At 71.9% G+C, this 21,794-nt stretch carries 28 protein-coding genes; 14 read left to right on the top strand and 14 right to left on the bottom strand.

Translation table 11 applies throughout. The features are described 5' to 3' along the window. Positions 1-7: 7 nt before the first annotated feature. The 5 genes from RB614_RS19430 to RB614_RS19410 form a co-directional block, all read right to left on the bottom strand. Positions 8-895 (bottom strand): alpha/beta fold hydrolase, encoded by an 888-nt coding sequence (locus tag RB614_RS19430; RefSeq protein WP_308713969.1) that lies wholly within the window; start codon positions 893-895, stop codon positions 8-10. After that, positions 892-1,206 carry a DUF2516 family protein gene (locus tag RB614_RS19425; RefSeq protein ID WP_173040357.1) on the bottom strand — a complete coding sequence of 105 codons (315 nt, stop codon included), beginning with the start codon at positions 1,204-1,206 and terminating at the stop codon, positions 892-894. Before RB614_RS19425 ends, RB614_RS19430 begins: the two co-directional genes overlap by 4 nt. Before the next feature lie 69 nt (positions 1,207-1,275). Continuing rightward, the gene (locus RB614_RS19420) at positions 1,276-1,800 is read right to left on the bottom strand and encodes a hypothetical protein (RefSeq protein ID WP_308713968.1); all 525 of its coding nucleotides are present in this window, start codon (positions 1,798-1,800) and stop codon (positions 1,276-1,278) included. After that, positions 1,797-2,327 carry a helix-turn-helix domain-containing protein gene (locus RB614_RS19415; RefSeq protein ID WP_308713967.1) on the bottom strand — a complete coding sequence of 177 codons (531 nt, stop codon included), beginning with the start codon at positions 2,325-2,327 and terminating at the stop codon, positions 1,797-1,799. Before RB614_RS19415 ends, RB614_RS19420 begins: the two co-directional genes overlap by 4 nt. Positions 2,328-2,408: 81 nt before the next feature. Continuing rightward, the gene (locus RB614_RS19410) at positions 2,409-2,783 is read right to left on the bottom strand and encodes a DsrE family protein (RefSeq protein WP_308713966.1); all 375 of its coding nucleotides are present in this window, start codon (positions 2,781-2,783) and stop codon (positions 2,409-2,411) included. A gap of 30 nt (positions 2,784-2,813) precedes the next feature. Between RB614_RS19410 and mtfM the strand changes: the two genes are divergently transcribed. Both mtfM and RB614_RS19400 read left to right on the top strand, forming a co-directional pair. Next, positions 2,814-2,918 (top strand): small membrane protein MtfM, encoded by a 105-nt coding sequence (gene mtfM, locus RB614_RS19405; RefSeq protein WP_308714086.1) that lies wholly within the window; start codon positions 2,814-2,816, stop codon positions 2,916-2,918. Further along, positions 2,912-3,505: a heme-binding beta-barrel domain-containing protein gene (locus RB614_RS19400; RefSeq protein ID WP_308714085.1), complete on the top strand. Its 594-nt coding sequence runs from the start codon at positions 2,912-2,914 to the stop codon at positions 3,503-3,505. The genes mtfM and RB614_RS19400 overlap by 7 nt, the downstream gene beginning before the upstream one ends. Here the strand turns inward: RB614_RS19400 and RB614_RS19395 are convergent. Further along, positions 3,486-4,232 carry an aminotransferase class IV gene (locus RB614_RS19395; RefSeq protein WP_428983064.1) on the bottom strand — a complete coding sequence of 249 codons (747 nt, stop codon included), beginning with the start codon at positions 4,230-4,232 and terminating at the stop codon, positions 3,486-3,488. The two genes, RB614_RS19400 and RB614_RS19395, sit on opposite strands and share 20 nt — an antisense overlap. A 38-nt stretch (positions 4,233-4,270) precedes the next feature. On the opposite strand from RB614_RS19395, the gene RB614_RS19390 reads away from it, so the two are divergent. The 4 genes from RB614_RS19390 to RB614_RS19375 are packed head-to-tail and all read left to right on the top strand — an operon-like array spanning position 4,271 to position 7,530. Then, positions 4,271-4,693 carry a Fur family transcriptional regulator gene (locus RB614_RS19390; RefSeq protein WP_308713964.1) on the top strand — a complete coding sequence of 141 codons (423 nt, stop codon included), beginning with the start codon at positions 4,271-4,273 and terminating at the stop codon, positions 4,691-4,693. Then, entirely contained in the window at positions 4,690-5,748 is a 1,059-nt protein-coding gene (gene ygfZ / locus RB614_RS19385; protein ID WP_308713963.1) for a CAF17-like 4Fe-4S cluster assembly/insertion protein YgfZ, read from the top strand. The genes RB614_RS19390 and ygfZ overlap by 4 nt, the downstream gene beginning before the upstream one ends. A 4-nt stretch (positions 5,749-5,752) precedes the next feature. Then, on the top strand, positions 5,753-6,589 hold the full coding sequence (locus tag RB614_RS19380; RefSeq protein WP_308713962.1) for a beta-keto acid cleavage family enzyme: 837 nt from the start codon (positions 5,753-5,755) through the stop codon (positions 6,587-6,589). Continuing rightward, entirely contained in the window at positions 6,586-7,530 is a 945-nt protein-coding gene (locus tag RB614_RS19375) for an asparaginase (RefSeq protein WP_308713961.1), read from the top strand. The genes RB614_RS19380 and RB614_RS19375 overlap by 4 nt, the downstream gene beginning before the upstream one ends. A 76-nt stretch (positions 7,531-7,606) precedes the next feature. Here the strand turns inward: RB614_RS19375 and RB614_RS19370 are convergent, their stop codons facing one another. The 7 genes from RB614_RS19370 to RB614_RS19345 all read right to left on the bottom strand — a co-directional run bounded on the left by RB614_RS19370 (position 7,607) and on the right by RB614_RS19345 (position 12,508). Continuing rightward, complete coding sequence (locus RB614_RS19370) at positions 7,607-8,455, bottom strand: hypothetical protein (protein WP_308713960.1); 849 nt, start codon at positions 8,453-8,455, stop codon at positions 7,607-7,609. Positions 8,456-8,574: 119 nt separating this feature from the next. Beyond that, positions 8,575-9,006: a winged helix-turn-helix domain-containing protein gene (locus RB614_RS19365; protein ID WP_308714084.1), complete on the bottom strand. Its 432-nt coding sequence runs from the start codon at positions 9,004-9,006 to the stop codon at positions 8,575-8,577. Between the two features lie 187 nt (positions 9,007-9,193). Further along, positions 9,194-9,526, bottom strand: coding sequence for a DUF1416 domain-containing protein (locus tag RB614_RS19360; RefSeq protein ID WP_308713959.1), 333 nt, complete (start codon positions 9,524-9,526; stop codon positions 9,194-9,196). 2 nt (positions 9,527-9,528) lie between these two features. Next, positions 9,529-10,377, bottom strand: a complete 849-nt coding sequence (locus RB614_RS19355; RefSeq protein ID WP_308713958.1) for a sulfurtransferase — start codon at positions 10,375-10,377, stop codon at positions 9,529-9,531. Positions 10,378-10,537: 160 nt separating this feature from the next. Further along, positions 10,538-10,615 carry an Ms5788A family Cys-rich leader peptide gene (locus tag RB614_RS44165; RefSeq protein ID WP_311202345.1) on the bottom strand — a complete coding sequence of 26 codons (78 nt, stop codon included), beginning with the start codon at positions 10,613-10,615 and terminating at the stop codon, positions 10,538-10,540. A gap of 67 nt (positions 10,616-10,682) precedes the next feature. Then, positions 10,683-11,477, bottom strand: a complete 795-nt coding sequence (locus tag RB614_RS19350) for an LmeA family phospholipid-binding protein (RefSeq protein ID WP_308713957.1) — start codon at positions 11,475-11,477, stop codon at positions 10,683-10,685. Between the two features lie 41 nt (positions 11,478-11,518). Continuing rightward, entirely contained in the window at positions 11,519-12,508 is a 990-nt protein-coding gene (locus tag RB614_RS19345; protein ID WP_428983050.1) for a hypothetical protein, read from the bottom strand. Between the two features lie 177 nt (positions 12,509-12,685). Between RB614_RS19345 and RB614_RS19340 the strand changes: the two genes are divergently transcribed. The 7 genes from RB614_RS19340 to pstB all read left to right on the top strand — a co-directional run bounded on the left by RB614_RS19340 (position 12,686) and on the right by pstB (position 19,684). Beyond that, positions 12,686-13,399: a winged helix-turn-helix transcriptional regulator gene (locus RB614_RS19340; RefSeq protein WP_173057698.1), complete on the top strand. Its 714-nt coding sequence runs from the start codon at positions 12,686-12,688 to the stop codon at positions 13,397-13,399. A 174-nt stretch (positions 13,400-13,573) separates the two neighbouring features. Then, positions 13,574-14,476, top strand: coding sequence for a polysaccharide deacetylase family protein (locus tag RB614_RS19335; RefSeq protein WP_308714083.1), 903 nt, complete (start codon positions 13,574-13,576; stop codon positions 14,474-14,476). A gap of 20 nt (positions 14,477-14,496) precedes the next feature. After that, complete coding sequence (gene mshD, locus RB614_RS19330; protein WP_308713955.1) at positions 14,497-15,474, top strand: mycothiol synthase; 978 nt, start codon at positions 14,497-14,499, stop codon at positions 15,472-15,474. Positions 15,475-15,699: 225 nt separating this feature from the next. After that, positions 15,700-16,791, top strand: coding sequence for a phosphate ABC transporter substrate-binding protein PstS (pstS, locus tag RB614_RS19325; RefSeq protein ID WP_308713953.1), 1,092 nt, complete (start codon positions 15,700-15,702; stop codon positions 16,789-16,791). Between the two features lie 95 nt (positions 16,792-16,886). Continuing rightward, positions 16,887-17,873, top strand: coding sequence for a phosphate ABC transporter permease subunit PstC (pstC, locus tag RB614_RS19320; RefSeq protein ID WP_308713952.1), 987 nt, complete (start codon positions 16,887-16,889; stop codon positions 17,871-17,873). Then, complete coding sequence (gene pstA, locus RB614_RS19315) at positions 17,870-18,787, top strand: phosphate ABC transporter permease PstA (protein ID WP_308713951.1); 918 nt, start codon at positions 17,870-17,872, stop codon at positions 18,785-18,787. Before pstC ends, pstA begins: the two co-directional genes overlap by 4 nt. 3 nt (positions 18,788-18,790) lie before the next feature. Continuing rightward, positions 18,791-19,684, top strand: coding sequence for a phosphate ABC transporter ATP-binding protein PstB (pstB, locus tag RB614_RS19310; RefSeq protein ID WP_308713950.1), 894 nt, complete (start codon positions 18,791-18,793; stop codon positions 19,682-19,684). Positions 19,685-19,796: 112 nt separating this feature from the next. On the opposite strand, the gene RB614_RS19305 is transcribed toward pstB, so the two are convergent. Then, positions 19,797-20,783, bottom strand: a complete 987-nt coding sequence (locus tag RB614_RS19305; protein WP_308713949.1) for an NUDIX hydrolase — start codon at positions 20,781-20,783, stop codon at positions 19,797-19,799. A 31-nt stretch (positions 20,784-20,814) separates the two neighbouring features. Here RB614_RS19305 and RB614_RS19300 point away from each other — a divergent pair, with 31 nt between their 5' ends. Further along, positions 20,815-21,792 (top strand): Gfo/Idh/MocA family protein, encoded by a 978-nt coding sequence (locus tag RB614_RS19300; protein WP_308713948.1) that lies wholly within the window; start codon positions 20,815-20,817, stop codon positions 21,790-21,792. Positions 21,793-21,794: the final 2 nt, after the last annotated feature.

Here is a 21,794-nt window from a genome sequence, read left to right as displayed (position 1 = left end):
ACAGACCCTAGTCGTTCAGGAACGTTGATATCCGGTCGCGCAGGTCGGCCCGCTCGGTCCAGAGGATGCCGGGCCGGTCGTAGAGGTGCAGCTCGGCACGGGGCAGCGCGGCGGCCAGCTGCTCGGCGACGGCGGCCGGATGGAGGTCGTCACCGCCGCTGCCGATGACCAGCGCGCGGGCGGTCACCGCGCCGAGGTCGGCCCGGTCGGCGACCGCGGCCTGGTCGGCCAGGCCGGCCAGCTCCGGCGCCAGGCCGTCGCGCATCAGCTGGTCGATGCGCTGCCGCAGGTAGGCCCAGCCGGCGGGGGTGTTGCGCACGGCCGGCGGCGTCTCGGCCGAGACCGCGTCGGCCACAGTGGACACATCGCCCGACTGCACCGCCTCCACCAGCGCCGTCAGCCGCTCGCGCGCCGCTGTGGTCCGGGGCTCGTCGAGTACGGCCGGGAGGAAGAACACGACCCGCTCGAAGCGCTCCGGGCTCTGCGCCAGCAGGTGACACAGCGCGCCGGCGCCGAGGCTGGCTCCCACCGCACGGGTCGCGCCGGAGAGGTCGGCGATCGCCCGCAGGTCGCGCGCCAGGTCGCCGTACGTCAGTGGGGCGCTCGGCGGATCTGACCGCCCGTGGCCACGAAACTGGAAGAAGACCTTGCGCCCGTTGACCGCGCTGCCGAGCGGCCGGGTGGCCCCGATGCCGGTGGCGAACCCGTGCGCGAAGACGGTCGCCGGGTCGCCCGAGCCCGATACGAGCCGCTCCAGCCGTACGCCGTGCGGGGTGGTGACCAGCTCGGTCGCCGGCTCGGGCAGGGCGGGGCGGCCGGTGCGCGGCGCCGAGGGCCCCGGACCGTACGTCCGCGGGCCACCGTCGGGCGGCGGCGGCCAGCGGAAGTCTCTCACCAGAAGCCCTTACCGTCCGTCAGGTCACGCAGGCCGACACGTACGTCGAGCAGGTAGACGGAGGCGGCGGCGATGCCGATCAGGCCGAAGATGTTGACCGCGCTGAAGAAGAAGAGTGTCAGCAGGAGGGACACGCCGAGGATGGCCAGCCAGGCACCCTTCGGGATCGTGCCGATCGCCGGGAACGCGTCGGACCGCTGGGTGAGGCAGTGCACGAGCGCCACGCCCTCGATCACCAGGGCGAAGATGAGCAGCGCCATGTCGATGACGTACCGAACGTCGAGGTAGAACAGCGGCGCGGTGATGGCCATGAGTCAAAGCTTAGCCGCGGGCGCCGGCCGGGCCATGCCCTGCCGGCGCCCGTCGAACGTTGCGCTGAGTTACTTCGCGACCGGGCGGGTGCGCTTGGTGGCCTTGGCCGCCTTGGCGGCCGGCTTCTCCTCGGTCTCGTCCGCGGGCTCGCTGGCCGGAGCGGCGGTCACCTCGGCCGGCGGCTCGGTCGCCTCGATGTCGGAGTTGACCGCGTCGGCGGTGCGGACCACGCCGGTGCCGACCACGCGCTCGCCGTGCGCGACGAGCTGGTCGTAGAGCGCGATCGCGCGCTCCTGGGCGGCGTGCGCACCGGCCGCGAGGGCGGCGACGTTGCGGCGGGCGACCGCGCGCAGGCGGTCGGCGTCGAAGTCGGTCGTCGCGGCCCGGTCACGCAGGCTGGTCGCGGTGGTGTTGGCGGCCCGGAGCGTGGCGACCGCCCGGGCGCGCAGGTCGACGCTGCCGGCGGCGGCCTTGCCACTCAGCTCGTTGACCACGGCCGGCAGCTTGCGCAGCTGCTGGTACGCCAGGTCACCGGCGCCGGCGGCGGCGTAGAGCGGCCCGGGGATGCGGGTCTGCTTGGTCTGCTCGGTCATTGGTTCTCCTCCTTGGCCGCGGTTGCGACCGTCTTCTTGACCGCTTTCTTCACGGTCTTCTTCGCGGGCTCGGGGGTGGCGGTCTGCGCGGGCGGGGCGATCGGCGAGTCGGAGCCGGACTCGGGGGTGGCGGTCGGCGAATCCGCCGCGTCCGGCCCGGACTCGTCGGCGGTGCGAGCGTTCTCCCGGCGGAACGTCTCGTAGATCTGGCTCAGCGACTGCTTCTGCGACAGCGTGAGGTCCGGGTCCGCCGCGATCGCGGCGAGCACGCCCTGCCCCTCCTTGGCGTCCAGCGCGTCGAGCAGCCCGGCCCGCAGGTACATCACCGGGGTGGAGACGCGCAGGGCGCTGGCCAACTGCTGGAGCACCTCGGCGCTCGGCTTGCGCAGGCCGCGCTCGACCTGGCTCAGGTAAGGGTTGCTGACCCCGGCCTGGTCGGCGAGCTGCCGCAGCGAAATCTTGGCATTGCGCCGCAGGTCACGGATGAACCCGCCGATGTCGCGGGGCAGATCCTTCGGAGTGGCCATGCACCCGACCGTACGCCCGCCGCGCTTGCTTTTGCAAGCAAACTGCTAACTGTGGGCTAACTCACCGGGGCGCGGAGTCGTTCAGTAGACGAGCGCCTGGGCCCCCTCGGCCAGCGCCTCCTCGACGAAGACCGCGGCGCCGGCGATCCGCACGCCGTCCAGCACGTCCTCTTCGGTGATCTCGCGCCGGGCGGCGCACTGGGAGCAGAGCGTCACCCGGCCGCCGGCGAGCACGGTGTCGAGCAGGTCCGGCAGCGGCGCCGAATACGGCAGTGTGAACTCCGCCGCCCGCAGGGGCAGCGCGAACCACGCCGACTCGCCGGTCAGCCAGAGCGAGACATCGACCCCGGCCGCCACCGCCGTGGCCGCCACCGTAAAGGCCTGCGCGCACCGCTCGGGCGAATCCGTCCCCGCGGTTACTTTCACGACCAGAGAACGAGCCATGCCGATCAGCATAGGCAGTGCTGGTCATAAGATGGCCCAGTCATGGTTACCGAGATCGGGTTCGTCAGCCTGCTGGTCGCGGGCTTGGGGCTGCTCGCCGGTGGCCTCGTCTACCTGGCCGTGCGCATCTCAAGAGGACGCTGGTGACTGACAACCCGCTCGGACCCCCGCCCTGGCTCAACGCGCCACCGGTCGACCCGTACCCGTTCGAGGACACCCACGACCTGCGCACCGGGCCCGATCTGCATCCCGCGCTGCTGGCCCTCCTGCCGTACGTCGGCGAGTGGCGCGGGCGCGGCAAGGGCGGCTTCCCGACGATCGAAGACTTCGACTACGCGCAGGAGATCCGGATCAGCCACGACGGGCGGCCGTTCCTGCACTACGCGGCGCGGGCCTGGATCCTCGACGAGCAGAGCAAGCCGGTGCGCCCGGCGATGCGCGAGGTCGGCTGGCTGCGGCCGGTGCTCGAAGACGGCCGCGCGACCGACGAGGTCGAGGCGCTGATCACCAACCCCACCGGGATCATGGAGCTCTACCTGGGCCGGGTCAACGGCACCCAGCTCGAGATGGCGACCGACGCGGTGCTGCGCACCTCCACGGCCAAGGAGGTCACCGCCGGCCACCGGCTCTACGGCATCGTCGAGGGCGCGCTGCTGTACGCCCAGGACATGGCCGCCGTCGGCCACGGCCTCTCCCCGCACCTGTCCGCCCGGCTCATCCGGGTGGGTGGCTGACCAGCGAGCGCAGCAGCTCGGTGTGCGGCGACGGGAGCATCTCGATCCCGTCCAGCACCCGGATCTCGGCCAGCCCGCGCACCGACGACGCCAGCCAGACGCCGGACATCGCGTGCAGGTCGGCGAGGCTGATCACGCGCTGCTCGGCCCGCCAGCCCAGCGATGGCGCCTGAGCCAGCAGCCAGGCCGCGGTCACGCCAGGCAGCACCCCGGCCGAGGGCGGCACGGTGCAGAGGACGTCGCGGTCCAGCCAGACCAGGCTGGCCGTCGGCCCCTCCAGCGCGTACCCGTCGGGGGAGATCCACAGCGCGTCGTCCACCCCGCTCGCGGCGGCCTGGCGGCGCGCGATGATGCTCGGGCCGTACGAGAGGGACTTGAACGGCAGCCCGGACGACGCCGGCAGGGTCCGCACCCGGAGCGAGAGCGTCCGGGGCGGCACCGGGCTGATCGTGCAGAACGCCGTCATCGGCGTACAGACCAGCCGCAGCGCGCCCTCGACCTCGGCCGGCCACTCGGCGCAGGCCGAGAGCACGAACTCGGCCAGGCTCGTGGGCACCGCCAGCCCGAGCGCCGGCGCGGAGGCGGTGAGGCGCGCCAGGTGCTCGTCGAGCAACCAGGGGCGCCCGCCGCGAACGAGCATCGTCTCGAAGAGCCCTTCGCCGAGGACTCCTGGATCATCCGCACGCATGACCGGCGAGCCGGAGGGGACGACCCCCCGGCCGAGCACGGCGACGACCGAAGCCTGCACCGCACTATTATCGTGCGGTGTCGGAAACGTCCCTCCCGGAGATCCTGCGGGCCCGTGGACTGCGGCTGACCGCCCAGCGACAACTGGTGTTGGAGGCCGTCCACGAGCTGGGCCATGCCACCCCCGAGCAGCTGCACACCGCCGTGCGCGAGGTGGCCGCCGGCGTGAACATCACCACGATCTACCGCACCTTGGAACTACTCGAGGACCTCGGGTTGGTTACCCATACGCACCTGTCGCACGGGTCGCCGACGTACCACCCGGTGGGCGAGGACCAGCACGCCCACCTCGTGTGCCGGGACTGCGGTGCGGTGAGCGAGATCGAGCCCGAGGTGCTCGCGCCGCTGGCCGGCGAGCTGGCCAAGGAGCGCGGGTTCCGGCTGGACATCGGTCACGTGGCGCTATTTGGCACCTGCGGGGATTGTGGGGAGACGAAATGATCGACACTGCCGGGGCGGTCGCCGTCGAGGCGCTGGAGCCGGAGTCGCGGGACGCCGGCGTGGCGGCGCACTACGGCGACCCGATGCGCGAGCAGCGTACGCTCGCCACCGACGTCGGGCTGGTCGACCGCTCGCACCGGGGCGTCGTCGCCGTACCCGGGCCGGAGCGGGCCAGCTGGCTGCACAGCATCACCACCCAGCACCTCGCCGACCTCCGCGCCGGACAGGGCACCGAGCTGCTCGTCCTCTCCCCGCACGGCCACGTCGAGCACCACGCCCAGGTCGCCGAGGACGGCACCACCACCTGGCTCGACACCGAGCCGGGCGCGGCCGGCGAGCTGCTCACGTTCCTGGACCGGATGCGCTTCCTCACCCGGGTCGAGCCGCGCGACGCCACCGCCGAGCTCGCGGTGCTGACGCTGGTCGGGCCGCGCGCCGCCGAGGTCGTCCCCGACCTCAAGGAGCCCGAGGTCCGCGCGGTGCCGGGCCCGAAGTTCAGCGCCGGCTCCGTGCCGGCCACACCCACCACGGTGTACGACGTTCGTGAGCTGCCCGAGGGCGGGTTCGCCCGCCGCGGCCGCCTCGGCATCGACCTGCTGGTACCGCGCGACTCCGTCGGCGATGTGGTCGAGCGGCTCGGCGTGCCCCTCGCCGGCCTGTGGGCGTACGAGGCGATGCGCGTCGCCGCCCGGGTGCCGCGGCTCGGCCTGGAGACCGACCACCGCACGATCCCGGCCGAGATCGACCTGCTCGCGCCGGCGGTCCACCTCGACAAGGGCTGCTACCGGGGGCAGGAGACCGTCGCCCGGGTGCACAACCTGGGGCGGCCGCCGCGCCGGCTCGTACTCCTGCATCTGGATGGCGTGGCCACCGACCAGCCGCCGGCGCCGGGCACGGCCGTGACCAACGAGGAGGGGCGCGCGGTCGGCTTCGTCGGCACCGCGCTGCGCCACTTCGAGCTCGGCATGATCGCCCTCGCCGTGTTGAAGCGAAACGTGCCCGACGACGCGGTCCTGCGGATCGGCGAATCGGTCGCCGCGATCGACCTAGAGTGAGCGGATGACGGGAACGTTGATCACGGTCGCGCCCACCGGCGCGGAGTCGTCCAAGGCGGATGTACCGGCGCTGCCGGTGACGCTGGAAGAGCTGGTCGTCACGGCTAAAGAGTGCGAGGCACTCGGCGCGAGCGTGATCCACGTGCACATCCGCGACGACGAGGCGCGCCCGACGCTCGACCTGGGGCGGCTGCGGGCCACCGTGGCGGCGCTGCGCGACACCTCCGACCTGATCGTGCAGCTGTCGTCGGGTGGCGCCGTGACCGATCCCGAGGCCGACCGGCTCGCCGTGCTCGACGCCGACCCGGACATGGCCTCGTGCACGATGGGCACCGTCAACTTCGGCGACGACGTCTTCATGAACCGCTGGGAGTTCGTCGTCGAGCTGCACACGCGGATGCGCGATCGGGGCATCGTGCCGGAGTACGAGATCTTCGACCTCGGCCACCTCACCGCACTCCAGCGCCTGCTCGACAAGCACGGCCTGCCGGCCGGCGGCCACGTGCACGTCGACCTGGTGATGGGTGTGCCCGGCGGGATGCCCGGCACCACCGAGGCGCTGGTCGCCTGCCGCCAGGCGATGCGCGACCTGCCGGAGGGCACGACGTTTTCGGCCACCGGCATCGGGCGTTCGACGGTCCCGGTCATGCTCGCCTCGCTCTCGACCGGCGGCCACCTGCGAGTCGGGATGGAAGACACGATCACGTACGCGAAGGGCCGCCCGGTCGAGTCCAACATGCAGCTCGTGGCCCGCGCCGTCGGCTTCGCCCAGCTCGCCCAGCGCCCGCCGCTCACCCCCGCGCAGGCCCGCGCCCTGCTCGGCGTACCGGGGCGGGCATGACCGGCGGCGGGGTGCCGCTCGCCGAGGTCGTTCGATCGGGGTTCGTGGAGGGCCTGCACCGCGGCTCGGTGGTGGTGCTCGACGCGGGCGGGGCGGTGCTCGACTCGGCCGGTGACGTAAAGTCGCCGATCTTCCCGCGCTCCGCCAGCAAGCCGCTGCAGGCCATCGGCATGCTCCGCTCCGGGCTGCGCCTGGTCGACCCGGCCGACCTCGCGCTGGTCTGCGCCAGCCACTTCGGCGAGGACTTTCACGTGGCCCGGGTACGCGCCCTGCTGCGCAGCGCCGGGCTCGACGAGAGCGCGCTGCGCTGCCCGCCCGACCTGCCGCTGCACCAGCCGACCGCCGAGGCGGTGCTGCGGGCCGGGGGTGGGCGCTCGCGGGTGCAGATGAACTGCTCCGGCAAGCACACCGGCATGCTCCTGACCTGCGTGGCGTCCGGATGGTCGCTGGAGGAGTACTGGCTGCCCGAGCACCCGCTGCAGATCCGGATACGGGCGACGGTCGAGCAACTCACCGGCGAGCCGGCCGCGGCGGTGGGTGTGGACGGGTGCGGCGCGCCGGTGCTCTCGGCGTCGCTGGCCGGGCTCGCCTCCGCCTACCTGCGACTGGTGTCGGGCGGGCAGGGCTCGATCGAGCGGACGGTCGCCGACGCGATGCGGGCCAACCCGGAGGTGGTCGCCGGTACGGGCGCCGAGGACACCCGGATCATGCGGGCCGTACCGGGCCTGCTGTCGAAGGGCGGCGCCGAAGGCGTGCTGGCCGTGGCGATCCCGGACGTTGGCGCGGTGGCCATGAAGATCGAGGACGGTGCGCCGCGCCCGCGCCTGCCCGTGCTGCTCTCGGCCCTGCGCCGGCTCGGCGTCGACGCACCCGCCGGCGTGGCCGAGGTGCCGGTCCTGGGCGGCGGCGAGCCGGTCGGCGCGATCCGCCCGGTCTGGTGAGGGGCCTGCCCGGCGCGGCGCCTGCTCCGGGCCGGGCGAAGGTCGATGCTCGCGGCTTCGCGTTCGCCCCGCGTGCTCAGCAGGGCGTGGTGAGCCGGGCGTCGAGGGTGCCGTCCTTGTCGGCGTCGACCGCGACCATGGCCTCGTCGCCGCGATAGGCGTACCGCTCGACGGTGTCGACCAGGGGTGGGCCGGCCTGCGCGCTGCCGAAGACCGGCACCAGCACGTCGCCGAGCGGCTTGCCGGAGCCGGAGCGGGACCCGGACGCGGCGACCGTACGGACCGTGCCGCCGGACGGGCAGGGTGCCTCGGCCACCGCGACGCCGTCGAGCGTGCCGCCGAGGGCCACCAGCATGCGGTCGGCGATCCGGCGGTCCTCGTCGCCGGGGGCCGGCAACTCCACGCCGAGCGGGGCGGGCGGGCGGCAGCCGGTGCCGACGGTGAGGATCACGACGCCGGGCGCGGTGACCCCGCCGCGCACCGAGACGAACTCGCCCGCGTCCGCGCGCAGCGTGTCGTGCTCCTGGCCGTGGCGGACGCCGGCCTGGTACGAGCGGGGCAGCCGGTCGGCGATCCGGTCGAGCAGGACCGGCGCGTCGGTCTGGCTCGTGTAGGCGGTGACGTCGCGCTCCAGCGTCTCGCCCGAGCGCATCGGGGTGATGCGGCAGCCGCCCGTCACCTCGTACCCGGAGATGGAGAGCACCGCGTCGGAGCCGGCGGCGACGGCCAACTCGCCCACCGCGCGGTCGACCCGCGGCCTGGCCTCGCCGATGGTGCGCTGGTCGCGGACGGTCGGCGGGTCGTTTCGGACCGACACGTACGCCAGGACGCCGAGCAGCACCGCCCAGGCCACGGCGACCGCCACCAGCCATCGACCGCGGCGGCTGGGCGGGGTGCGCGGGGGCGCGGCGACGGGTCCGGTCACCCGGTCATGGTGCCAGGCGGCGGCCAGCCCATGGCCCGCGACCCTGGGTCTGCCTCCTGGGCCTGTCTCCTGGGGCTTCGGCGGGCTGCGCGGGCCCGGGCGCGGAGCCCTGGTGGCTTTCAGACGGGGGTCAGCCGGTAGCCGACGCCGCGTACCGTCTCGACCGACGGGCCGTCCGGCGCGGCGCGCAGCTTGCGGCGCAACCGCTTCACCGCGGAGTGGAGGATCGAGGTGTCGCCCAGGTAGGCGCCGCCCCACACCGTGTCGAACAGCCGCTCGTACGTCCACACGGCCAGGGGCGGGCTTGCCAGGCGAGCCAGCAGCTCACGCTCGAGCCGGGTCAGCGCCAGCGGCTTTTCCCGCCAGGTGACCAGGTGGCCGGCGGTGTCGACGACAAGCTCGCCGAAGCGCACCGGACCGTTGGCCGGCACGGCCACCGGCGCGGCGACCACCGCGGGAAAGAGCATCGCCCGCAGCTCGGACAGGTCGGCGCAGAGCACCACCGCTCCGCAGTCATCCAGCCGCCGCACCACCCGCTCCCGCACCGCCACGTCTGACGACACGCAGACGACAAACGGCACCTCTCCGCTGACCACCGCATCCCTCCCCAGGCCCACAGTGTCGCGTGAAGCACAGCCAACGCCCCGAAATTGACGAAGTCAACTGGATGTCGCCGAAACGTCGCAAACGCGGAAAGGCCGCCGGAGCGGACTCCGGCGGCCTTTCGTCGAGACGCGGTCAGGCGACGGTGACGCCGACCTGGTTGATGCCCTGGCTGGCGGTCACGGTGGCGTCGCCGTTGCCGTGGCGGGACAGGGCGCGCAGCGTCCAGGTGCCGGGCGCCGCGAAGAAGCGGAACAGGCCCTCCGGGGAGGTGACGACCTCGGCGGTGAACTCGCCGGTCGAGTCGAGCAGCCGCACGTACGCCCCGGCCACCGCCTCGCCCGAGTCGGCCACGACGGTACCCGTGATCACGGTCTCCTTCTCCAGGTCGACGCTGGCCGGGATGGGAGCCGACTGGTCCGGCGCGGCGCAGCCCGCAGCGGTGTTGGCGGAGGTCACGGCAGTCATGGTCACGCCTTCCCCGGCTCGTCGCCGAGCACCACCGGCACGCCGACCAGCGAGCCGTACTCGGTCCACGAACCGTCGTAGTTCTTGACGTCCTGGTGTCCGAGCAGCTCCTTCAGCACGAACCAGGTGTGCGAGGAGCGCTCGCCGATCCGGCAGTACGCGATCGTGGCCTTGCTGTCGTCGAGCCCGGCGTCGCCGTAGATCTGGCGCAGGTCGTCGTCGGACTTGAAGGTGCCGTCCTCGTTGGCCGCCTTGCTCCACGGCACGTTGACCGCGGTGGGGATGTGGCCGGCCCGCTGCGCCTGCTCCTGCGGCAGGTGGGCGGGGGCGAGGAGGCGGCCGGCGAACTCGTCGGGCGAGCGGACGTCGACCAGGTTCTTGGTGCCGATCGCGGCGACAGCCTCGTCGCGGAACGCGCGGATGGTCAGGTCGGGCTCCTGCGCCACGTACTGGGTGGCGGGGCGGGTCACCGGGTCCTTGGTGAGCGTACGGGCGTCGAGCTCCCACTTCTTGCGGCCGCCGTCGAGCAGCTTGACGTCGCGGTGGCCGTAGAGCTTGAAGTACCAGTACGCGTAGGCGGCGAACCAGTTGTTGTTGCCGCCGTACAGGATCACGGTGTCGTCGTTGCCGATGCCACGCTCGGACAGGAGCGCCTCGAACTGCTGCTTGTTGACGAAGTCCCGGCGCACCGGGTCCTGCAGGTCGGTCTTCCAGTCGAGCTTGATGGCGCCCGGGATGTGGCCCGCGTCATACGCCGTGGTGTCTTCGTCGACCTCCACGAAGACGACGCCCGGGGCGTCCAGGTTCTTTTCGGCCCAGTCGGCTGATACGAGTGCAGTGTCGCGACTCATCGAATGAACTCCTTGTGAGGATTGATTCGAGGTCGGCGCGCAGGCGCTCAAGACTTTCGCCGTAGCGCGCGACCCATGGGTTTGGACGGATCACGGGTACGTGCGACGGCGCCACTGCCGGGCGTAATGGATCAGAGGGTACGCAAAACCGGCCCCGCCGTCAGATGACGGGGCGACACAGGCACGTGGCCACGCGGCACAGGTCGACCGCGCGCCGTTTGGTGAGGAGCGTCCCCATGAGCAGGCAGCTTACCAGCCGTTCTTCTGATCGTGACAGGGCCGACTCACCATCCGGGACGGAACGGCTACCACTGGTTGAGCGCGACGTCGAGGGCCTGCGCATCCACGGCGAGCCCGTCCGGCCGCGCCTGGACACCGCGAACGTCCAGCTTGAACGGAAGCTCGGGCAGCGCGATGCTGATCGAGATCTGCCGGGCGAACTGGTTGACGAGCGCCTGGACGCCGGGCAGCTGGGACACCCCTTCGGCCTGCAGGTCGCGGACGCGGATCTGCACCCTCCCGTTGGCGATGCTGAGGTCGGCCGTGCCGCTGAGGTCGACCCGCTGGCCCGCCACGTCGAGTTGGGCGTCGACGACGAGCTTGCCGTCGCGCTCGGAGAGGCGCAGGCCGGGCTGGTCCATCAGGTCGACGACGCTCGCGTACGAGATGGTGGCCGTGCCGTCGAGGGTCTGCGCCACGACCTCGCCCTGGCCGCTGCGGAGCGTGTCGAGCGGCGCGGAGACGTCGCGGGCGTCCACGTCGAGCCGGGGCACGCGCACGCCGTCGCCCTCGACGTTGCCCTCCAGGTCGCGGAGGCTGATCTTGATCGACTGGTACTCGCCGGAGAGGACCTGGGTCAGAAACGGGAAGCCGCCTACGGAGACCTCCGGCGGGGAGGACTTGATGTCCTGCGCGACGAGCTCCTTGGCGATCTCGTCGCTGATCGTGCGCTCGGCCACGCTCGCGGCCACCCGGTCGGCGACGACGAGGAGCCCGCCGAGGATCACCAGCAGGACGATGAAGACGATCAGGAGCCGCCGCCCCCAACGGCGCCGGCGGCGCGGGGGTGCCGCTTCATATTCATGCGTGTACGTCGTCACGGCGGCCCTTATACCCCGCTCTCCAGCTCGCGAGTCGTCGTTCAGGTCAGGAACAGGACGCACATGGTGTAAGCGGCCGGTGCGGCGAGCGCGAACCCGCCGAGCGGCCCCTGCATGTGCCGGGCGATCCACAGGGTCGGCGGCTCGCCGGCCATCTGGCGCCCGGCCTCGGCATAGCCCACGGCGAGGTCGGCGAGCGCGCCCAGGCCGGCCGCGACCAGGCCGGCGATGGCGGCGCTGGTGGGCGTGAAGCCGACCACGTAGCTGCCGATGACCGCCGCGGTGAGCGTGCCGCCCATCGCCCCGAAGACCACGCCCGCGGCGCCGCGGGGCACCTGCGGCGCGAGCCGCGGCCAGGCGAGCACCGCGTCGGTCAGCCGGGCCACGATCAGGGATACGCCGGTGGCGGTAAGGCAGACGAAGATCGTCTGGGTGCCGAGCGGCTCGCGGCCGAGCACGATCAGCGACGCGAACGACACCACGCCGACCACGATGAGCAGCGTCGAGCCGAGCGAGTCCTTGGCCCGGGCGCGGTCCGGTGGGCGGATCAGCTGGCTCAGCACGGCGACCGCGAAGGCGCCGACCGACACGTACAGCAGGGGGACGATCGTCGCGCTCCGCGGCCAGACCGCGGTCACGTCGGCGAGCAGCGCCGCGGCCACGCAGACACCGGCCACGGCCGCCAGCGCGGGCGGCCGGACGGCCATCGTCCAGGCGAGGACGAAGAGGAGCTGCACCCCGAAGATCACTATCGCGTACGGAATCCGTGCGCTCCCCGGGCCGGCCGTCTGCGCGCCGAAGACCAGCCCGATCGCGAGCAGCGCCGCGAAGCCGGCGATGGCGATCGAGAGCACGGGGCGGACCGGGACGACCTCGACCTCTTCGAGCTCGTCCTCGTCGTCGGCCGTGGCGGCGGCGCGCGGGGCGGTCTCGGAAGCGGACGGGAACACGCCACCGATACTAGGCCGCCCCGCCACCCCGCCCGGAGAGTGGAACTCGATCGAAATCGTCGATTTTATGGTCGATGACACAGATGAACGGGTGGGCACGGGAGCGTTTCCGACTGACCATCGGTTAAGCTCTTCCGAAGTCAACAGCACCCGCCCGTCAGCGACGCCGGGACCGACGCAGAGTCACAACGGTAAGCCGGTCATCCGGATTGCCGCCGGTCACCGCGCGGCCCAAGCGCCGCGAGGACGGAGGTCAGAGTGGAAATCCTGTTGCTGGTGACAGCCCGCGCCGGTGAGCCGTCCGCGGTGCTCCCCGCGCTCGACCTGCTCCCGCACTCGGTGCGCACCGCCCCCCGCGACGTGCGCACGCTCGTCTCCGGCCCGAGCCCCGACGCGGTCATGGTCGATGCCCGCTCGGAGCTGGCCGAGGCCCGCGCCACCTGCCGCATGCTCCACGCCACCGGGCTGGGCGTGCCGCTGGTCGCGGTGGTCACCGAGGCCGGCCTGATCGCGCTCAACGCCGACTGGGGCGTCGACGACGTGATCCTGGCCAGCGCCGGTCCCGCCGAGGTCGAGGCCCGCCTCCGCCTCGCGGTCGGCCGGCTCACCAACGCCACCTCCGGCGCCGGCGGCCTGATCCGGGCCGGCGAGCTGAGCATCGACCCGGACACCTACGCGGCCAAGCTCAAGGGCCGCCCGCTCGACCTGACCTACAAGGAGTTCGAGCTGCTGAAGTTCCTGGCCCAGCACCCCGGCCGGGTGTTCACCCGCGACCAGCTGCTGCGCGAGGTCTGGGGCTACGACTACTTCGGCGGCACCCGCACGGTCGACGTGCACGTCCGGCGCCTGCGGGCCAAGCTCGGCTCGGAGTACGAGTCGATGATCGGCACCGTCCGCCAGGTCGGTTACAAGTTCGTGGTGCCGCCGAGCCGCCCGCTGCCCGACAGCGAGCCGGCCCCGCTGCCCGTCTGATCCGCTAGCTGCCCCGAAGCGCCATCCGGCTGAGGCTGGGTGGCGCTTCGTCTTGTGCGCGGTACTTGGGTGATTTTGACCTTAAGGGTCTTACGTGAGTTTTATCCTCAGGCCGTGCCTGTTATCCAGGAGGCAAACGAGACCGCCGAGGCCGGCGAGCGCACCGGTGCCGCACTGTCCAACGTGCGTACCGTGGTCATCGTCGCCGGTGTGATCGCCGCGATCGTGGCCAGCGCCTACCTGATCGGGCACCGCCTGGGCAGCGACACCGCAAAGCCGCGGGCCGAGCCGACCGCCGAGCCGGCCGCCGGAGCGCCGCAGCACGTGGCGGCCGCGCCCCGACCGCCGGACGCGCCGCCACCGCCTCCGATGGCCGTACAGCCGTTCACCGGCCCGGGCCGCCCGCCCCTGCCCGCCGAGCGGGGTGGACCGTTCGGCAGCCGCCTCACCACGGGTACGCCCGAGGTGGCGCTCACCTTCGACGACGGCCCCGACCCCTCGCAGACCCCGCAGGCGCTCGCGCTGCTGCGGCGGTACGGCGTGAAGGCGACGTTCTGCCTGGTCGGCGTCAACGTGAAGGCGTTCCCCGCGCTGGTACGGCGGATCGTCGGCGAGGGGCACACGCTCTGCAACCACTCCTGGGAGCACGACGTGGGGCTGGGCGCGCGCTCCCGGGCCAGCATCCGGGCCGACCTCGTACGCACGAACGACGCGATCCGCAAGGCCGCCCCGGGCGCCCGGGTGTCGTACTACCGGCAGCCGGGCGGCGCGTGGACCGCGTCCGTGGTGGCGGTCTCCCGCGAGCTCGGCATGACGCCGCTGCACTGGACCGTGGACCCGCAGGACTGGCGCAAGCCCGGCGCGGGGAGCATCGCCAGCACGGTCAACTCCGGCACCACCCGCGGCGCGATCATCCTGCTGCACGACGCCGGCGGCGACCGTCGCGGCACGCTCGCGGCGCTCCGCTCGATCCTGCCCAACCTGGGTCGCCGCTTCCAGCTCTGCGCGCTCCCGCCCGGCATCGACCCGCCCCGCATGCACGGCCGCGAGTGGCCACTCAAGCCAGGGCAGATCTGATCCAGATATACGGTGAGCTGGTGACCTCCGTTCATCCCGTCGCCGCACGGACCGATCAACTGACGGGGGAAGAGGTACGGGAGGTGCTCGCCCTCGCCCAGGCGGCCGGCGACACCGACGGGGCGTACCCCCTCTCCGAGCACGTAGTGCTCCACCTTCGCCACGGCGGTGACGCTCCGGCCGTACACCTGCTGGCGCGGGACCACGACGGCGCGCTCGCCGGCTATGCCCACCTGGACACCACCGACGAGGTCGAGGGTGCGGCCGCTGAGCTGGTGGTGCATCCGCTGCACCGCCGCCACGGGCTCGGGCGGGCCCTTGTGCGGGCGGCGATGGACGTGACCGACCAGACCGACCCGCGCGGGCGCCTGCGCCTCTGGGCGCACGGCGACCACCCGTCGGCGGGCGCGCTCGCGCTCGGCCTCGGTTTCACCCGCGCCCGCGTGCTCCTGCAGATGCGCCGCTCGCTCTTCGCCCCGCTGCTCGAACCGCGGCTGCCCGAGGGAGTGGCGCTGCGCCCGTTCCGGCCCGGCGTGGACGACGAGGCGTGGGTCGCGGTCAACGCCCGGGCCTTCGCCGACCACCCGGACCAGGGCCGCTGGACGCTGCGCGACCTGCACCTGCGGATGGCGGAGCCGTGGTTCGACCCGGACGGCTTCCTGCTCGCGGTGGACGCGCGGGACAGGCGGCTGCTCGGCTTCCACTGGACGAAGGTGCACGGTGACCTGGGGCACCACCACGAGCATCAGCACGAGCCGATCGGCGAGGTGTACGTGCTCGGCGTCGACCCGGACGCCAACGGCACCGGCCTCGGCTCCGCGCTGACCGTGGCCGGCCTGCGGTACCTGCGCGGGCGGGGACTGGATCAGGCGATGCTCTACGTCGACGAGTCGAACGTACGGGCGGTGGCGCTCTACAGCCGGCTGGGCTTTGCCCGTTGGTCCACGGACGTGAGTTACCGCCGGGTTGTTCACCCGGTCACGGCTACATCAAGGTGACATCGCGTAGCGGTAACAGCCGACCGCCAATATCGGATATTTCCGGCACAAGCCCCCGGGTTCACGGAACGGACAACTCTCCCTCAGCATCGCGCAATCTTGCCTGGTAGACGTGTTCACTCCTCGTTCATCCACGCCGTGGAAGCCGGCTACCTGCCGCTCTTAGCGTCGCGGGTGTTCGGCCCGCTCATGGCCGATGCATCCCAACAGAGAGGCTTACCTGAGGTGAACCGCAACGTGCTCTCGCGGCGTGCCCTCGTCGGCGTCGCGGTCGCCGCGCTCGCACTTGCCGGCTGCGGTGGCGGAGATGACGACAGCGACACCGGCACGGACACCGGGACTGACGCCAGCGCTGGCGCCACCGACTACAGCAACCTGTCCGGCGAGCTGAAGGCGACCGGTGCCAGCTTCCCGGACGCTTACTACCAAGAGGTCATCACCGAGTTCAAGGGCGTGGCCTCGAAGCTGACGGTCACCTACAACGCCACCGGCTCCGGCCAGGGCAAGAAGGACTTCGGCGCCAACCTCAACGACTTCGCCGGCAGCGACAGCACGGTCAAGGACACCGACGGCGTCGCCGCGGGCTCCTACCTGTACGTGCCGACGGTGGCCGCCCCCATCACGGTGTCCTTCAACGTCTCCGGTGTGGACAAGCTCCAGCTGAGCGCCGACACGCTGGCGAAGATCTTCCAGACGGACATCAAGAAGTGGAACGACGCCGCGATCGCCGCCGACAACCCGGGGGTCACCCTGCCGGACAAGAACATCACGGTCGCGCACCGCGCCGACGGCTCCGGCACCACCAACAACTTCACCAAGTACCTGGTGGCCGCGGCTCCCGAGACGTGGAAGCTGAAGAGCGGTGACACCGTCGACTGGCCGGCCAGCACCCAGGGCGCCCAGAAGAACTCCGGTGTCGCCCAGCTGATCAAGTCGACCGACGGCGCGATCGGCTACGTCGACTTCAGCGACGCCAAGGCCAGTGGCCTCAAGTTCGCCGCGATCAAGAACAAGGACGGCCAGTTCGTCGAGGCCAGCCTGGACGGCGCGACCGCCGCTCTGAACGGCGCGACGATCAAGGACGACCTCACGTACGACCCGCTGAACGCCGCGGGCGCGACCACCTACCCGATCACCGCGCCGACCTACATCCTGGTCCGCCCGTCGTACCCGGACGCCGCCAAGAAGGACGCGGTCAAGGGCTTCGTGACCTACATCCTGACCGAGGGTCAGGCGCTCGCCCCGGAGGTGGACTTCGCTCCGCTGCCGGACGGGCTCAAGACCAAGGCACTCGCCCAGCTCGACAAGATCCAGTGACCGACTGCTGAGACAACGGACGGGCAGCCTTCCGGGGGCGGGATCGCGAGTCGATCCCGCCCCTACGGGCGCCCTAGCCCACCGGAGTTGAGACCTTGACGACCCAGACGCAGACCGGGCCCGACCCGAAAACAGCACTCTCCAGCCGGGGTGGTGGCCCGAGGGCCGACCGCTCCTTCCAGGTGTTGACCCTCGTCGCGGGCCTTCTCGTGCTCGCCGTACTAGCGCTGATCCTCATCACCACGACGAGGGAGGCCTGGCCGGCGCTCAGCGAGATGGGGCTGCGCTTCATCACCGAAAACCGGTGGGACCCGCCGAGCAACGTCTTCGGCGGGCTCGCGTTCATCTACGGCACCGCGATCGTGTCGCTGATCTCGCTGATCTTCGCCGTGCCGGTGTCCATCGGCATCGCACTCTTCCTCACCGAGCTCGCGCCCCGGCGGCTGCGCGCGCCGGCGGTCACCGTGATCGACCTGCTCGCCGCGGTGCCCTCCGTGGTCTTCGGCCTGTGGGGCGTCCTCGTGGTAGCCCCCAAGCTGGTCCCGATCTACCAGTGGTTCAACGACGTGCTCGGCGGGATCCCGGTGATCGGCAGCGTGTTCGGCGAGCCGGTGGGCAGCGGTCGCAGCTTCATGACCGCCGGGCTGATCCTGGCCATCATGATCACGCCGATCATCACCTCCATCGCCCGCGAGGTCTTCGACACCGTGCCCCGGGCCGACAAGGACGCGGCGCTGGCCCTCGGCGCCACCCGCTGGGAGATGATCACCGGCGCGGTCTTCCCGCACAGCTTCGGCGGCCTGGTCGGCGCCGTGATTCTCGGCCTCGGCCGCGCCATGGGTGAGACGATCGCGGTAGCACTGATCATCGGAAGCTCGACCCAGATCACCGCCAACATCTTCGCCAGCGGTAACGCGATGCCCGCCGTCATCGTCGACCAGATCGGCGAGTCGACCGGCACCTTCACCGCCGCCCTCATCGGCCTCGGCGTGGTGCTGTTCGTCATGACGGTACTGATCAACACGGCGGCCCAGACGATCGTCCGCCGCGCCGAGATCCGGATGAAGGGAGCGCGGTCGTGACCACCACAGTCGACCCGGTCACCCGCCCGCCCGCCGCGGGCGCGCCCAACCTGACCCGCAGCGCGCTCTCGGTCCGCCGCCGGGTCACCAACCAGGTCGCGCTCGGCCTGATCGTGCTGGCGCTGTTCGTCGCCGTCATCCCGCTCGGCCTGGTCGTCTGGTCGGTGCTCAGCCGGGGCGGCAGCGTGATCAGCTGGGAGTTCCTCACCGAGGACATCCCCAACTCGTTCCGCCGCTCCGGTGGCGGCGTCGGCCCCGCGGTGATCGGCACGCTGATCATCACCGGCATGGCCGCGCTGATGGCGGTCCCGCTCGGCGTGCTCGGCGCGATCTACCTCAACGAGTACGGCAAGCAGCGGCCGCTCGCCCGGCTGATCCGGACGATGGCCGACATCATGACGGGCGTCCCCTCGGTCGTGATGGGCCTGTTCATCTACTCCGCCTGGGTGCTGCTCTTCGACGCGCGCACCGGCTTCGCCGGCGCTCTCGCGCTCGCCTGCCTGATGCTCCCGGTGATCATCCGCAGCACGGAGGAGATGCTCCGCCTGGTCCCCGACGAGCTGCGCCAGGCCAGCCTCGCGCTGGGCGCCCGCAAGTGGCGTACGACGCTCACCGTCGTGCTCCCCGCGGCGATCTCCGGCATCACGAGCGGCGTCCTGCTGGCCATCGCGCGCGCGGCCGGCGAGACGGCCCCGATCGTCTTCGTCGTGGGCGTCACCACCGCACCCAACTGGAACCTCTTCAGCGGCGAAAACACCGCGCTCCCGGCGCAGATCTTCCGCAACGCCAGCCAGGTGTTCGAACCGGCGCAGGAGCGGGCCTGGGGCTCCGCCCTGACGCTGATCGTGATCGTGCTGGTCTTCACGATCATCGCTCGCATTATCGCCAACCGCTTCGCGATTAAGGAGCGCTGACCCATGACCGCACCCGACCCCAAGGTGGAGACAGTGACCGCCAGCGACCGCCCGTCCGTCAGCATCAACGCACCCACCAGCGGGTGGGGTGCCGTCGGTGTGGACACCCCGCAGGCAGCCGGCGCTCCCGTCATGGACCTGCGTGACGTCAGCGTCTTCTACGGCAACTACGAGGCCGTCCGCGGCACCTCGATGCCGATCCGGCAAAACCAGATCACCGCCATGATCGGCCCGTCCGGCTGCGGCAAGTCGACGATCCTGCGGTCGCTCAACCGCATGAACGACCTCGTCCCCGGCGCCCGGGTGGCCGGCAAGGTCACCTACCACGGCCAGGACCTGTACGCGAAGGACGTCGACCCGATCCAGGTGCGCCGCCGCATCGGGATGGTGTTTCAGAAGCCCAACCCGTTCCCGAAGTCCATCTTCGACAACGTGGCGTACGGCCTGCGCATCAACGGCATCAAGGGCAACCTGCACGACCAGGTCGAGGAGGCGCTGACCGGTGCCGCCCTGTGGGACGAGGTCAAGGACAAGCTCAAGATGAGCGGCCTCTCCCTCTCCGGCGGCCAGCAGCAGCGGCTCTGCATCGCCCGCACGATCGCCGTCCGCCCGGACGTGATCCTGATGGACGAGCCCTGCTCCGCCCTCGACCCGATCGCCACCGGCAAGATCGAAGACCTGATGCACGAGCTGGCGAAGACGTACACCATCGTCATCGTCACGCACAACATGCAGCAGGCCGCCCGCGTGAGCCACTACACGGCGTTCTTCACCGCGGAGGTCGACGACAAGCAGGTGCGGCATGGGCGGCTGGTCGAGTTCAGCGAGACCGGCAAGCTCTTCACCAACCCCTCCGACAAGCGCACCGAGGACTACATCACGGGCCGCTTCGGCTGAGGTCTGCTCCGACGGCCCGGCGGCTCCGCGCCGCCGGGCCGCTTTGGGTCGCGCCCGCCTTTGGCCCCGGCCACATTGTGCGTACCCGGGTCGTTTGGGGCTGGGCTCGCGGTCAGCGGGCCCGGAGCCGGATGGTCCCGTCGGGGGCGATCTCCGGACGCGGCGTCACGGCCGTGGCCGCGTCCCGGTCGCCCACCGCGGCCAGCACGCCAGCGATATCCGGGTACGCGGAGAGCTCTCGCAGGATCATCACCGTGGGCGGCAGCATGGCGATCCGCCCCGCCTCGAAGCCGGCGACCGCGTCCGCGGGCCGCACCCACATCGTGTGGTCCGCTTCGCCGGAGACGTCCCGGGGCAGCTGGCGCTCGGGCAGGGCGGCCACGAAAAAGTACGTGTCGAAGCGCCGCGCCTCGAACTCCGGCGTGATCCAGCGCGCCCACGCCCCGAGCAGATCCGACCGGAGCACGAGCCCGCGCCGCGCCAGCACCTCGGCGAGGTGCACCTCCCGCCGCACGAGCCGCTGCCGGTCGGCCTCCAGCCCACTCTCGGCGCCACCGTCCCCGCCTTCGGCTCCCCCAGCGCCGTCGATGCCGCCGCCTGGGGCTCCCTCGACGCCGTCGAAGCCACCGCCCGAGGCTCCCCCGGCGCCGTGGCCTGGGGCTCCCCTGGCGCCGTCGCCGCCGCGGGCTGGGGCTCCCTCGGCGCCGTCGATGCCACGGTCCGGGGCGCCTTCGGCGAGCAGCACGCCGGCCTCTTCGAAGACCTCGCGGACGGCCGCGCAGATCACCGCCTGAGCCTCACCCGCCGGCCGCCCAAGGCGCCGTGCCCACTCCTCCGGCGGCGGCCCCGCCCAGTCCAGGTCAGTGCCGGCGTCGGCCGCGTCGACCCCACCGCCCGGAAAGGCATACACCCCGGACGCGAACGCCATCGACGCCGCCCGCCGCAGCACGTACACCTCGAAGCCCGCGTCGGCCGGCCGCAACAGCACCACGGTCGCCGCCACCCGCGGCACCACCGGCGGCGGGCCTTCCCCGGCCAGGTAACGCCGCGCCCGCTCCTCGAACGCCTCCGGCAGCCGCCACCCCTCCGTCACGTTCATCGCCCCCAGTATGCCCGTACGATCCGGAGTCATGAGTGAGCGCACGCGTTGGGGCATCCTGTCCACCGGTGGCATCGCCACCTCGTTCGTGCAGGATTTGAAGCTGCTGCCGGACGCGGAGGTGTTGGCCGTCGGCTCGCGGTCGGCGGAGTCGGCGCAGGCGTTCGCGGGCAAGCACGAGATCCCGCGGGCCTACGGGTCCTGGCGCGAGCTGGCCGACGACGGCGACCTCGACGTGGTCTACGTGGCCACACCGCACTCGGCCCACTACGCCGCCACCCGCATCCTGCTGGAGGCCGGGCGGGCGGTGCTCTGCGAAAAGCCGTTCACGCTGGATCTCACCACCACCGTCGAGCTGATCGACATCGCGCGCGAACGTGGCATCTTCCTCATGGAGGCCATGTGGATGCGGTGCAACCCGAGCGTGCTGCGGTTGGTCGAGCTGATCCGCGACGGTGCGATCGGCGAGGTGACCAGCGTCCACGCCGACTTCGGAGTGGCCGGGCCGTTCGAGCCGACCCACCGCATGCGGGCGCCGGAGCTGGGTGGCGGCGCGCTGCTCGACCTCGGCGTGTACCCGGTCAGCTTCGCCCACCTGATCCTCGGCATGCCGGAGCACGTGCGCGCCTGGGCCAAGATCGGACCCGAGGGCACGGACGAGAACACCGGGATCATCTTCGGGTACGACTCGGGTGCCATCGCGGCCCTCACCAGCGGCATGCTCGGCCAGACCGCGCTCGGCGCCACGGTGAGCGGCACCAAGGGGCGGATCGTCCTGGACCCGCCGTTCTTCCGCCCGGACCGGTTCACGCTGCACCGGGACGGCGCGGAGCCCGAGGTCGTGGGGGTGACCCGCGAAGGGCTCGGCTACCTGTACGAGGCGGCCGAGGTGCAGCGCTGCCTCCGCGCCGGGCTGACCGAGAGCCCGCTCGTACCGCACGCGGTGACGATCCAGGTCATGGAGCTGCTCGACAAGATCCGTGAGCAGATCGGACTCGAGTACAGCTGAGG

It is taken from the genome of Phytohabitans maris, assembly GCF_031085175.1.
GTDB classification, from domain to species: Bacteria; Actinomycetota; Actinomycetes; order Mycobacteriales; family Micromonosporaceae; genus Phytohabitans; species Phytohabitans maris.
This window is presented reverse-complemented; position numbering and strand designations above follow the sequence as displayed.